Here is a 12,589-nt window from a genome sequence, read left to right on the forward strand (position 1 = left end):
TTGCCGCGATTGCAGCACCGCGCCCGGCCGCAGGCAAGCGCCGCGTGACGGCAGCGTCGACATATGTGGAGCCGGTCTCGTTGTCGGGGCGACCGGCCCGGCGGTCCGGGAATGCCGGGCGGCGCGCCGATGGACTTACACTTTCCTGTCGCGGTCCGCCGCTTCCCCGATACGACATGCCGACTGCCCCCCACATGGACGAAACGCACCCGACCCCGCGCCCACGCAACCGCGGGATCTACCTGCTGCCCAACCTGTTCACCACCGGCGGCCTGTTCGCCGGGTTCTACGCGATCATCGCCGCCACCCAGGGCCGCTTCGACGACGCCTGCATCGCGGTGTTCGTCGCGGGGATCCTGGACGGACTGGACGGTCGCGTCGCCCGCCTGACCAACACGCAGAGCGAATTCGGCGTGCAGTACGACTCGCTGGCCGACCTGGTCAGCTTCGGCCTCGCCCCGGCGCTGGTGATGTATCACTGGGCGCTGCAGGAAATGCGGCTGGACGGCCCGATCCCCGGCAAGATCGGCTGGGTCGCGGCGTTCGTCTACGCCGCCTGCGCCGCGTTGCGGCTGGCGCGCTTCAACTCGCAGGTGGGCACGGTCGACAAGCGCTGGTTCATCGGACTGGCGAGCCCGGCCGCCGCGGGGCTGGTCGCCAGCTTCGTATGGACCTGCCACGACCTTGGCTACACCGGCGAGCAGTTGCGGTATTTGGCCCTTGGCGTGACGGTCACGGCAGGCCTGCTGATGGTCAGCCGACTGCGCTATTTCAGCTTCAAGGGCGGCGGCCCGCGCCACGATCGCGTGCCGTTCCTGGCCATCGTCGTCGTGCTTGCGGTGCTGGTCGGCATCGCCATCGATCCGCCACGCGTGCTGCTGGCGATCGGTGCGCTCTACGCGCTGTCGGGGCCGGCCTACGCTGCGTTCCGCCGCGTGCGTCGTGCCCCGGTGTCCGAGGCTGCGCCATGAGCGAGCCGTGGACCGCCGAGCAGCGCGAGTGGCTGCAGGCCATGGGCCACACGGTGTGGTCCATCGCGCCGGCGGAGGCGCTCGCTGCCGAGCGGCCGCCGGAGTCGAACGAAGATCGCAGCCGCGACGATGCAGCGCCGTCGTCCGGCCCGCGCGGCGCCATGCGCGAAGCGGCGGCACTGCTGGCACGCGACGAGCGCCCCACGCGCGTGGCACCTGCGCGGCCTCAGGGGGACCGCCTCCTGCATGCACTGATGCGCGCGGCCGGAGGCGCGGACGAAGCGAGCGTGATGCAACTCGCCGGCGACATCGCCGCGCTGCGCGGCAACGCATCTGCGAAGCGCGCGCTGTGGCCACGTCTTCGCGCACTGCGCCGGACGTCGCGCGGATGAACGCGCTGGCCTTCGACGCCGGCCAGCATCCGCTGCACGGCGCGCTGCGCCCGATGCGGGAGGACGATCTCGATGCCGTTCACGCGGTGGAGATCCGCGCGTATGAATTCCCGTGGACGGTCGGCATTTTCCGCGACTGCCTGCGCGCCGATTACCCGGCGTGGGTGATGCAGCACGAAGGCCGCATCATCGGCTACTTCCTGATGAGCATCGCCGCCGACGAAGCGCACGTGCTCAACATCTGCATCGATCCGAACTTCCAGGGCCAGGGGCTGGGCCGGCAGTTGCTGCGTGCGCTGGTGCGCGTCGCGCGCGGCCGCAAGGCCGAACGCGTGTTCCTGGAAGTGCGCCCGTCCAATGCGGGTGCGATCGCGCTTTACCATTCGGAAGGTTTCAACGAGATCGGCCGGCGCCCGCGCTACTACCCGGCGCGCGACGGTCGCGAGGATGCGCTGGTGATGGCGATCGAGCTGTTGCCGCCGGAAGATTGAGCGCGATTCGACGGACGTTCCACCGGACTGCAGGAGGCGGCGATGGGGAAGGGCGGGGCGTTGGGATGGGGATTGTGGTTCGCGCTGGCACCGCTGCACGCGGCCGGGCCGGCGCTGCCGGTGCCGGTCATCTGGGATTCGCCGGCCTGCGCGCATGAGCGCATCGCGGCGGTGGAGATCGACCTGGGCGAACGTCCGAGCGAGATCACGCGCGACGACAAGGTCCCGACGGTCGATTACGGCCGCGCGATGCGGCGACTGGCCGAAGCCGCCGCGGCGCAGGGCGGCAACGCCGTCGTGCTGCGGCAGCACCAGGGCGTGTACTTCACCCTCAACGGCAAGCGCAGCCGTGCGCCGGTATATGTGAAGCTGCGAGGCGCGGCGATCCGGCTGCCGGACGAGGCGTCGCAATGCACGCTGCGTCCGGTCGACGTGGCCGACCTGGAAGCGCTCTCGCGCAACGGCAAGCCGCAGAATGTGAGTTCGCGCGAGGCCTACGGCGAAAACTGATCGCCCTGAGGACGAAAGGCGCCGGTAACGGCGCCTTTCGTGACCTTTACGCGAGCTTGGCGCGCTGTTCGGCCAGCGCTTCGCGCTGCAGGTTCCAGTCGGCCAGGCGCTTGCGCTCCTGCTCGACGACCGCCGGCGGTGCGTTGGCGACGAAGGTTTCGCTCGCCAGCTTGTTGTGGCACTTGGCGATCTCGCCTTCGACGCGCTTGAGTTCCTTCTCCAGCCGCGCGCGTTCGGCGCCGAGGTCGACCAGGCCTTCCAGCGGCACGAACAGCTTCAATTCTCCGACCAGCGCGGTGGCCGAAGCTGGTGCGGCGCTTGCGTCGTCGAGCACCGTGATGCCGTCCAGGCGCGTCAGGAAGCGCAGCTGCGAATCGAAACGCGCGACGCGTTCGCGATCGCTCGCGCTGCAATCGGCTACCAGCAGCGGCACGGTCTTCGAGGGCGCGACGTTGAGCTCGCTGCGGATCTTGCGCAGCGACGTGACCATCGCCTTGAGCCATTCGACATCGCCTTCGGCCGCGGCGTAGTCCTGCCCGGCGAAGTCCGATGCCTGCGGGTACGGGCGCAGCATGATCGTCTTTTCGCTGACGCCGAGCTTCGGCGCGACCTGCTGCCACAGTTCCTCGGTCACGAACGGGATCAGCGGATGCAGCAGCGACAGCAGGCGTTCGAGCACGAACAGCAGCGTGTGGCGCGTGCTGTTCGCGGCGATGGCGTCCTCGCCCTGCAGCGCGGGTTTTGCCAGTTCGACGAACCAGTCGCAGAACTCGTTCCACGCGAACTCGTACAGCGCCTGCGACAGCAGGTCGAAGCGGTAGCCGGCGAAATGCTGCTCGGCTTCGGCGGCGACCTTCGCCAGGCGCGAGAGGATCCAGCGCTCGGCGTCGGTCTTCGGGTCGGGGACGCCGATGAAGTTCGCGCCTTCGGTGTTCATCAACACGAAGCGCGTGGCGTTCCACAGCTTGTTGCAGAAATTCTTGTAGCCCTCGGCGCGGCCGAGGTCGAACTTGATGTCGCGACCGTGCGTGGCCAGCGCGGCGATGGTGAAGCGCAGCGCGTCGGCGCCGAAGGCGGGGATGCCGTCCGGGAATTCCTTGCGCGTGGCCTTCTCGATCTTCTCGGCCATCTTCGGCTGCATGAGGCCGCCGGTGCGCTTGGCGACCAGGTCGTCCAGCGAGATGCCGTCGATCAGGTCCAGCGGATCGAGCACGTTGCCCTTGGACTTGGACATCTTCTGGCCGTGCGAATCACGGATCAGGCCGGTGACATAGACGTCGCGGAACGGCACGCGGCCGGTGAACTGGTCGGTCGCCATGATCATGCGCGCGACCCAGAAGAAGATGATGTCGAAGCCGGTGACCAGCACGCTCGACGGCACATAGCGATCGAAGCCGCGCTCGGCCATGGCCTGCTCGTCCGGCCAGCCCATCGTCGAGAACGGCCACAGCTGCGAGGAGAACCACGTCTCCAGCACGTCGCTGTCCTGCGAAAGCGTCACGTTCGAGCCAAGGCCCTGCTTTGCGCGCACTTCCTCCTCGGTGCGGCCGACGTAGATCTTGCCGTCGTCGTCGTACCAGGCCGGGATGCGGTGGCCCCACCACAGCTGGCGGCTGATGCACCAGTCCTGGATGTTTTCCATCCAGTGGCGGTAGGTGTTGATCCAGTTCGCCGGGACGAACTTCACGTCGCCCTTCTCGACCAGCTCGAGCCCGCGCGCGGCAAGCCCGTCCATCTTCACGAACCACTGGTCGGTGAGGTACGGCTCGATCACTTGGCCGGTGCGATCGCCGCGCGGAACCTGCAGCTTGTGCGGCTTGGTCTCGACCAGGCGTCCTTCGGCCTCCAGATCGACGAGCACGACCTTGCGCGCTTCGTAGCGGTCCAGGCCGCGGTACTTCTCCGGCGCGTTCTCGTTCACCGCCGCGGTCGGGGTGAAGATGTTGATCAGCTCGAGGTTGTGGCGCTGGCCGACGGCGTAGTCGTTGAAATCGTGCGCGGGCGTGACCTTCACCACGCCGGTGCCGAATTCGCGATCGACGTAATCGTCGGCGATGACCGGGATTTCGCGGCCGGTGAGCGGCAGCGTGACGGTCCTGCCGATGAGGTGCGTGTAGCGTTCGTCCTGCGGATGCACCATCACGGCGACGTCGCCGAGCATCGTTTCCGGGCGCGTCGTGGCGACGGTGAGTTCGCCGCTGCCGTCGGTCAGCGGATAGCTGATCGACCACAGGAAGCCGTCTTCCTCCTCGTTGACGACTTCGAGGTCGGAGATCGCGGTCTTCAGCACCGGATCCCAGTTGACCAGGCGCTGGCCGCGGTAGATCAGGCCGTCCTCGTACAGGCGCACGAAGGCTTCGATGACCGCGTTGGCAGCCATCGGATCCATGGTGAAGACGCTGCGCGACCAGTCGCCCGACGCGCCGATGCGGCGCATCTGCTTCTCGATGGTGTCGCCGGACTGCTGCTTCCACTCCCAGACCTTGGCGATGAAGCCGTCGCGACCGAGCGAGTCGCGCGTCTCGCCCGCGCCTTCGGCGGCGAGGTTGCGCGAGACCACCATTTCCGTCGCGATGCCCGCGTGGTCGGTGCCCATCTGCCACAGCGTGTCGTAGCCGCGCATGCGGTGGTAGCGGATCAGCGCGTCCATCAGCGTGTGCTGGAACGCGTGGCCCATGTGCAGCGTGCCGGTGACGTTCGGCGGCGGCAGCAGGATCGAATACGGCTCGCCTTCGCCGCGCGGCTGGAATACGCCGCTGGATTCCCACTCCTGGTAGAGGCGGGTTTCGAACTGCTTGGGATCGTAGGAGGAGGCGAGGGTGTGGGTCATGACGTCTTGATCGAGTGGTTACCCCTCTCCCGCTTGCGGAAGAGGGTCGGGGTGAGGGCGGCAGCGACGGCTGCCCTCATCCGCCCTTGGGGCACCTTCTCCCGCAAGCGGGAGAAGGGAATCACATGTCGTACTTCTTCAGTTCCAGCCCGCGCGACTGGTACTGCTTCCAGCGCTCGCGCAGCGGGCCGCGCGCGCTGTCGTCGGCCGGTACGACTTCCAGCACGCGGTCGAAGGTGCCGTTGACCGGCTCGTCGCGCAGGTTGATCACCAGCGCGCGCATCGGCGTGTCGGCCTCCGGCGTGGCGATGAGGACCGGCGTGAGCTCGTCCTCCTCGTCTCCGGCGAGCTGGTGCGGGATGTACGCGTCGGCGTCGAACTCCCACAGCAGTTCGTCCAGGCGCTGCGCCTGTTCGTCGTCGCGCGCCAGCACCAGGGTCCACAGGTTGGCGTCGTGCGCCTTGCGCGCCAGTTCGCACACCAGCAGGAGCGGTTCCTCGCGGAACCGGTCCTTCTGGATCAGGTAGAAATCGGCGCGTGCCACGCGGTCAGGCCGCGCGGTCCAGCAGCCACTGGCTCAGCAGGCCGACCGGGCGGCCGGTCGCCATGCCGCGCTTGCCTTCGTCCGACGCCGAGCCGGCGATGTCCAGATGCGCCCAGCGCTGTCCCTCGGCGAAGCGCGCCAGGAAACAGCCGGCGGTGATCGCGCCGGCCCAGCGGCCGCCGATGTTGTAGACGTCGGCAAAGCTGGATTCCAGCAGGGTCTGGTATTCGTCCCACAGCGGCAGGCGCCATGCGCGGTCGAACACGTTCTCGCCGGCGTCCAGCAGTTCGTTCGCCAGATCGTCGTGCTTGCTCATCAGGCCCGAGGCGAACTTGCCCAGCGCGACCATGCACGCGCCGGTCAGCGTGGCCACGTCGACCAGCGCCTGCGGTTCGAAACGCTGCGCGTAGGTCAGCGCATCGCACAGGATCAGGCGGCCTTCGGCGTCGGTGTTGCCCACTTCGATCGTCTTGCCGGACATGCTGGTGAGCACGTCGGACGGGCGGTACGCATCGGCGTCGGGCATGTTTTCCACGGCCGGCACGACCACGACGAGGTTGATCGGCAGCTGCATGCCCACCGCGGCGACGAAGGTGCCCATGACGGTGGCGCCACCGCACATGTCGTACTTCATCTCCTCGATGCCGCCCTGCGTCTTCAGGTTGATGCCGCCGGTATCGAAGGTGATGCCCTTGCCGACGAGCACGTAGGGCTTGGCATCGCCGGCGCCCGTGTACTTGAGCACGATGAGCTTGGGCGGGTTGGCCGAGCCGCGGCCGACGGCCAGCAGCGAGCCCATGCCCAGTTCCTGCATCTGCGCGACGTCGAGCACCTCGCAGGAGGCGGTCGGGAAGCGGCCGGCGAATTCCTGCGCCTGCTGCGCGAGGTAAGCCGGGTTGCAGATGTTCGGCGGCAGGTTGCCCAGCTCGCGCGAGAACTGCACGCCGGCGGCGATCGCCTGGCCCTGCGCGAGCGCGACGGCGTCGTCGCCGAGCACCGACAGCGCGCGCAGGCCCGGTTCGTCCTTCTTGCGCGAGGTGCCCAGCGTGGCGGTGTAGCGGTAGCAGGCGTGGTCGGCGGCGATGATCGCCTGGCGGATGTTCCAGGCCTTGTCGCGGCCGGCGACGTCGAGTTCGGACAGCGTGAACAGCGCCGTCGAGACCGGACCGCTCTTCAGCGTGCGTGCGGCATCGCCGACGGCCTTGAGGTACTGCGGCACGCCGAACTTGCCGGCCTCGCCCAGGCCGATCACCAGCACGCGCGGCGCGGCCACGCCCGGCAGGTCGTGCAGCAGCGCGGTCTTGCCGGTCTTGCCGCTGGCATCGCCGCGCTCGAGCAGCGCGCGGATGCGGCCGTTGCTGGCTTCATCCAGGGCCTTGGCGGCCGGCGTCAGGCTGTTGTCGGCGAAGGCACCAACGACGATGCAATCGGTGTGGGCGGCGTCGGGCGCGTCGCGGTTCAGGTCGAATTCGAGGGCCATCCAACAGATTCCGGGCAGATAAGAAGAGGCAACTTCGTACGGGAGTTCCGTACGGAGTACGACAGTTCCGTACAATTGGGCGGTGAGGGGGATCCGATCCCGGGCCGCGCATCGCGCTGCCGCCTCACGCCCTCGGACGAACCTCCGATTCTAGCAGGCCGGCCACACCCGGCCCGCGGAACGGGAGCCGGTGGCGACGGTCGAGGCGGCGATGACGGACGCGGCGGGTGCCAGGGCCCACGCGTGACGTCCTCGCGCCGCATGCGTCCGCCGCTGTTTCACGCGGGTCCGTCCAGACTGGCCCGTCCTTCCCCCGAAACGCCCAGGTTCCAACGACACGATGCCCAAGCTGGACCGCTACCTCATCAGCGAATTCGCGCTGGCCATCCTCGCCACGCTGATCGTCCTGCTGATCGTCACCGTCGGCGGCGCCTTCACCGACGTCCTGCAGGACATCGCCCGCGGCCGCGTTCCGGCGGGGCTGATGCTGGCCCAGCTGGGGCTGGTGCTGCTGAAGTGGCTTCCGCTGATCCTGCCGCTGGCGCTGATGCTGGGCCTGATGATGGCCGTGGGCCGGCTGTACCGCGATTCGGAAATGCCGGTGATCGCCTCGATCGGCGTCGGCCCGCGCCGGATGCTCAGGCCGCTGCTGCTGGTCGTGGGCCCGCTGGTGGCGGTCGTCGCCGCCTGTTCGCTCTGGCTGGGACCGTGGGCCGACCGCGTCTCCAAGCAGATGATCAACGATGCCAATCGCAGTCTGGTCATGGCCGGGCTGGAACCGGGCTCGTTCACAGGCATCCCAGGCAGCACCGGGGTGATCTACGTCTCGAACATGTCAAAGGACGGCAGCGGCCTGGAAAAAGTCTTCATCTATCGCGACGACGGCAACGGGTTGATGGACGTCGTCACGGCCAACGACGGCAAGCTCACCGTCGATGAAGCCGGCCATCGTTACCTCACGCTCAACAAGGGTTTCCAGATCGAAGGCCGCACGAACGGTGCCAAGGATTTCCGCCTGATGCGCTATGCGCGCAACGAAATCCTGCTGCCGGCGAACGACGAGCGTTTCGATCCGGACGCGCCGGAAATGCAGTCCACCCGGGCGCTGCTCGGCGACTACAGCCGAGAGGCGCGCGCGCAACTGCATTACCGTATCGCGCCGCCGCTGCTGGCGCTGGCATTCGGGCTCATGGCCGTGCCGTTGGCGCGGAGCATGCCGCGACAGGCGCGTTACGGCCGCATCCTGATCGGTTTCCTCGCCTACCTGATCGGGCAGAACCTGATGACCGCCGGCCGCGGCTGGCTCGAGGACGGCAAGATCGCCACCGGGCTCGGCCTGTGGTGGCTGATCGTGCCCATCATGGCGATCGCGCTCTGGCTGTACTTCACCGACGGCCGGCTCGGCAGGCGCAAGGCGAAGGCCGCTGACGGAGCGCGCGCATGAAGCCGTTCCCGAAGATCCATGACATCTATGTCGGCCGCATCGTGCTCGGCACAGTAGCGTTGACTTGGGCGGTGCTCGCCGGTCTGGACGTGATGCTCGGGCTGGTCAGCGAATTCGGCGATATCGGCAAGGGCAAGTACGGCATTTCCGAAGCGTTCGTCTACATGGCGCTCAGCATCCCGCGACGCCTGTACTACCTGTTTCCCTATGCAGCGGTGATCGGTTCGCTGATGGCGCTGGGCCAGCTCGCGGCCACGTCCGAACTGACCGCGCTGCGCGCGCTGGGCCTTTCGCGCCGACGCCTCGGCCTGGCGGTCGCCGGCGCGCTGACACTGATGACGGCGTTGATGGTCGTCAACGGCGAGAGCGTCGCGCCGTGGACGCAACAGCGCGCCGATGCGCTGAAGTCGGGCGCCAAGTCGGGCAATACGGTGGTGGCGCAATACACCGGCCTGTGGGCGCGCGAGGGCGAGACGATCCTGAGCGCGAGCGGCGGGCAGGAGCGCGAGCGCGATGGCGAGCGCTTCCTCGAACTCAATGGCGTCAACCTGTTCGAGTTCGCGCCCGACGGTCGCCTGAAATCGCTCGCGCATGCGCGCGTCGCCGAGCACCGCCCAGGCGGCTGGTTGCTGCGGGACGTGACGCGGAACCACTTCGAGGAACGCTCGGTCCGGCAGGAGAAGGTGGCCGAAGAGCGCTGGAAATCGCAGCTCGACGCAGCGGCGCTGGCGTCCGGCACCGAACGCCCGCGTTATCTGTCGGCAGCGGATCTTCGCAGCGCGATCGAGTATCGCAAGCGCAACGACCTCGACGCGGCGGAGTTCGAGGAGCACTACTGGGGCCGCTGGTTCTACCCGATCAACGTGCTCGCACTGTGCCTGGCGGCGGTGCCCTTCGCCTTCGGCACGCTGCGCAGCGGCGGCATGGGCAAGCGGCTGTTCATCGGCATCGTCTTCGCGCTGGGCTTCTGGTTGCTGCAGACGCAGTTCGTGAAGCTCGCGACGGTGTACAAGTTCGACTACCGCATCGCCTACCTGCTCCCGACGATGATCATGCTGGGCGTGTCCAGCTTCCTCTTCAGGAGGAGGAGTGGGTGAGCGGCCGTGCTTGCGCGCCACTGGCGCGCGCGGCCGCGAACGCCCGGCCATGGATGGTCGGGCAGGGCGATCCGAAGTCCAGCACGTAACGCCATGGATGGCCGCGGCAACCTGATGGAAGCCGGGCTTCTGCTGTTGCTTAGGCTGTTGTTGCCGCCGAGGTCGTGGTCGCCGTCCCGTCCTGACGACCGCCCTACCGCCGAGCCAACCGCACCATCCGGGTCCCACTCGCCCGGTCGTGCCACGTAAGCCGTTCGCGATCCACCCACGCCCACCAGAATCCCAATCCGCCGAACAGCAGCGACACGCTGCCCACCGCGAACCGGATCACCAGCGCACGAAGCACCGGCGCGGAAACGCCATCGTCGGCAACGACCTTCAACCGCCACGGCCGCATGCCCAGCGTCTGGCCGCCGCGCCGCCAGCTCAGCAGCGCATAGGCGCCTGTGATGAGCCAGCACACCAGCCACAACACCCACTGCAACGCGCTGAAGGGCGCGATGTTCTCGCGACTCGCGTGCCCGCTCATCGTGAAGCCGACGGTGAACACGAGCGAGGCCACCATCCACATCGCGATCACCGGCCACATGTCGTAGACGAGGGCGAGCACGCGCCAGCCGATGAGCGCGGAAGGTCGGGACGATGCGGGTGTCGATGCCATCGCATCAGGATAGCCGCTAAGCTGCGGCGATGACCGCACGCACGCCCGCGCAACGCCGTTCCATCGCCATGGCGTTGCCGCCGCTGCCCGACGCGGATGCCGCGCTGATCGGCCGCTTCCTCGACGCGATCTGGGCCGAAAACGGCCTCGCGCAACCCACGCTCGACAGCTACCGTCGCGACCTCGAACTGCTCGCCCGGTATCGCAGCGATCGCAAGGCCGGCCTGGCGGATGCCGATCGCGCCGCGTTGTTCGATTACCTGGCTTGGCGCTCGCAACAGGGGTATTCGCCGCGAAGCAACGCGCGCCTGCTGTCGGCATTGCGCGCGTTCTACGCGTGGCTGGTGCGACGTGGCGAGCGCACGGACGATCCGACCGCGTTGCTGGATCCGCCGAAGCTGCCGCGTTCGTTGCCCAAGGCGCTCGCCGAAAGCCAGATCGAGGCATTGCTCGCCGCGCCGGACATCGCCACGTCGCTCGGCCTTCGCGATCGCGCGATGCTCGAACTGATGTACGCCGCCGGCCTCCGCGTGAGCGAACTGGTCAACCTGCCCGCCACCGCCGTGAACCTGCGACAGGGCGCGCTGCGCGTGATGGGCAAGGGCAGCAAGGAGCGTCTGGTGCCGCTGGGCGAGGAAGCGCAGCACTGGCTGGAACGGTATATCGCGCAGTCGCGCCCGCAGCTCGCCGGAAAGCGCGCGCTCGCGCCGCTCTTCCTGTCGGCCAATGGCGAAGCGCCGACGCGCCAGCAGTTCTGGCAACTGGTGAAGAAATACGCCGCAGTCGCCGGCATCGATCCCGACCGCATCAGCCCGCACGGCCTACGCCACAGTTTCGCGACGCACCTGCTCAACCACGGCGCCGACCTGCGCGCCCTGCAGATGCTGCTGGGCCACAGCTCGCTGTCGACCACGCAGATCTACACGCTGGTGGCGCGCGAACAGCTGAAGCAACTCCACGCGAAACACCATCCACGAGGGTGAGCGGCCGCGCTTGCGCGCCACTGGCGCGCGCGGCCGCGAACGCCCGGCCATGGATGGCCGGGCAGGGCGACCCGAAGCCCGCCACGTGCCGCCAGGGAGGGCATCCGTCGAACGACCGAATACGTGCTTGCGCGCACCCGCGACGGCCGGCCCAGACCGCTTGCGCCCGCCCGGGCCCGGCCACGAACCGCGACGTGAACGCCCTCCCAAACCTGAAACCCCACCGGGACCAACGACACTCGCCGCTCCGGAGCCGCGTGCCACAATCGGCCATTCCCCCTCGCGGCCCCGGCCGCCCGACAGGATTCCGAATGAAGCGACTCGCCCTTGCCGTGCTCGGCGCCATCAGTCTTTCCGCCTGTGCGCAGGCGCCAGGTGGCAACACGGACCCGGTCCCGTCGGCGACGACCGCCACCGCCGCCAAGTCGGCCGCTGCCCCCAAGCCCGCCGCGGGTACCCCCGAGGCCCGCGCGATCGAGGCCGTCCGCGCGCTGAACCCGCAGGTCGAGGTCGAGCGCGTCGCACCGGCGGCGATGCCCGGCTTCCGCGAGGCCATCGTCGCCGGCCAGGTCGTGTACGTCAGCGACGACGGCCGCTACCTGTTCCTGCCTGGTTCGGGCGGCGCGCTGTTCGACGTGGCCGCAAAGAAGAACCTCAGCGAGGACGCGATGGCCGGCCTGCGCAAGCAGCTGATCGCCACCATCCCGGCCAGCGAGCGCATCGTGTTCTCGCCGGCCAAGCCGAAGTACACCGTCACCGTCTTCACCGACGTGGAATGCGGCTACTGCCGCAAGCTGCACAGCCAGATCGCCGAATACAACCGCGAAGGCATCGCCATCGAGTACCTCGCCTTCCCGCGCATGGGCCTGGGCAGCGACGACTACCGCAAGATGGTCGCCGTCTGGTGCGCGCCGGACCGCCGCAAGGCGCTGACCGCCGCCAAGAGCGACCACGGCCCGACCAAGGCCGACTGCAAGACCAGCGTCAACCAGCAGTACGACGTCGGGCAGCGCGTCGGCCTGACCGGCACGCCGATGATCGTGACGGCCGAGGGCGTGCAGGTCGGCGGTTACCTCCCGCCGGCCGCGCTGCGCGAGACGCTCGACAAGCTGGCCGCCGAACACGCCCGCACCGCCTCGACGGTACCGGCCAAGCCGGGCACCTGAGTCGCCTGACCGTCGCTCCG

General features: G+C 68.5%; 12 protein-coding genes. 8 read left to right on the top strand and 4 right to left on the bottom strand.

Annotation, left to right across the window (positions count from 1 at the left end; translation table 11 throughout):
• The first annotated feature begins 194 nt into the window (after positions 1–194).
• From pssA to DX912_RS05005, 4 genes are read left to right on the top strand one after another with little or no spacing between them, the layout of a single operon-like run.
• Entirely contained in the window at positions 195–971 is a 777-nt protein-coding gene (gene pssA / locus DX912_RS04990; RefSeq protein WP_115841364.1) for a CDP-diacylglycerol--serine O-phosphatidyltransferase, read from the top strand.
• Positions 968–1,363, top strand: coding sequence for an alanine acetyltransferase (locus DX912_RS04995; RefSeq protein WP_115841365.1), 396 nt, complete (start codon positions 968–970; stop codon positions 1,361–1,363). The genes pssA and DX912_RS04995 overlap by 4 nt, the downstream gene beginning before the upstream one ends.
• The gene (gene rimI / locus DX912_RS05000; protein ID WP_115841366.1) at positions 1,360–1,854 is read left to right on the top strand and encodes a ribosomal protein S18-alanine N-acetyltransferase; all 495 of its coding nucleotides are present in this window, start codon (positions 1,360–1,362) and stop codon (positions 1,852–1,854) included. Before DX912_RS04995 ends, rimI begins: the two co-directional genes overlap by 4 nt.
• A 42-nt stretch (positions 1,855–1,896) precedes the next feature.
• Positions 1,897–2,364 carry a hypothetical protein gene (locus tag DX912_RS05005; protein ID WP_115841367.1) on the top strand — a complete coding sequence of 156 codons (468 nt, stop codon included), beginning with the start codon at positions 1,897–1,899 and terminating at the stop codon, positions 2,362–2,364.
• Between the two features lie 46 nt (positions 2,365–2,410).
• On the opposite strand, the gene DX912_RS05010 is transcribed toward DX912_RS05005, so the two are convergent.
• From DX912_RS05010 to DX912_RS05020, 3 genes are all read right to left on the bottom strand, one after another.
• Complete coding sequence (locus DX912_RS05010) at positions 2,411–5,194, bottom strand: valine--tRNA ligase (RefSeq protein WP_115841368.1); 2,784 nt, start codon at positions 5,192–5,194, stop codon at positions 2,411–2,413.
• Between the two features lie 121 nt (positions 5,195–5,315).
• Positions 5,316–5,738, bottom strand: coding sequence for a DNA polymerase III subunit chi (locus DX912_RS05015; RefSeq protein WP_115841369.1), 423 nt, complete (start codon positions 5,736–5,738; stop codon positions 5,316–5,318).
• Positions 5,739–5,742: 4 nt separating this feature from the next.
• A complete protein-coding gene (locus DX912_RS05020; RefSeq protein WP_115841370.1) occupies positions 5,743–7,218 on the bottom strand; it encodes a leucyl aminopeptidase in 1,476 nt (491 codons plus the stop codon).
• 340 nt (positions 7,219–7,558) lie between these two features.
• On the opposite strand from DX912_RS05020, the gene lptF reads away from it, so the two are divergent.
• Positions 7,559–8,662, top strand: coding sequence for an LPS export ABC transporter permease LptF (lptF, locus tag DX912_RS05025; protein WP_115841371.1), 1,104 nt, complete (start codon positions 7,559–7,561; stop codon positions 8,660–8,662).
• Positions 8,659–9,759 carry an LPS export ABC transporter permease LptG gene (lptG, locus tag DX912_RS05030; RefSeq protein WP_115841372.1) on the top strand — a complete coding sequence of 367 codons (1,101 nt, stop codon included), beginning with the start codon at positions 8,659–8,661 and terminating at the stop codon, positions 9,757–9,759. The genes lptF and lptG overlap by 4 nt, the downstream gene beginning before the upstream one ends.
• 193 nt (positions 9,760–9,952) lie before the next feature.
• On the opposite strand, the gene DX912_RS05035 is transcribed toward lptG, so the two are convergent.
• A complete protein-coding gene (locus DX912_RS05035; RefSeq protein ID WP_115841373.1) occupies positions 9,953–10,420 on the bottom strand; it encodes an RDD family protein in 468 nt (155 codons plus the stop codon).
• 29 nt (positions 10,421–10,449) lie between these two features.
• Here DX912_RS05035 and xerD point away from each other — a divergent pair, with 29 nt between their 5' ends.
• Together xerD and DX912_RS05045 are read left to right on the top strand one after the other, a co-directional pair.
• Positions 10,450–11,403 (top strand): site-specific tyrosine recombinase XerD, encoded by a 954-nt coding sequence (gene xerD / locus DX912_RS05040; protein ID WP_115841374.1) that lies wholly within the window; start codon positions 10,450–10,452, stop codon positions 11,401–11,403.
• A gap of 311 nt (positions 11,404–11,714) precedes the next feature.
• Positions 11,715–12,569, top strand: coding sequence for a DsbC family protein (locus DX912_RS05045; protein WP_115841375.1), 855 nt, complete (start codon positions 11,715–11,717; stop codon positions 12,567–12,569).
• The last annotated feature ends 20 nt before the right edge of the window (positions 12,570–12,589 follow it).

It is taken from the genome of Lysobacter soli, assembly GCF_003382285.1.
Lineage (GTDB): Bacteria > Pseudomonadota > Gammaproteobacteria > Xanthomonadales > Xanthomonadaceae > Lysobacter_J > Lysobacter_J soli.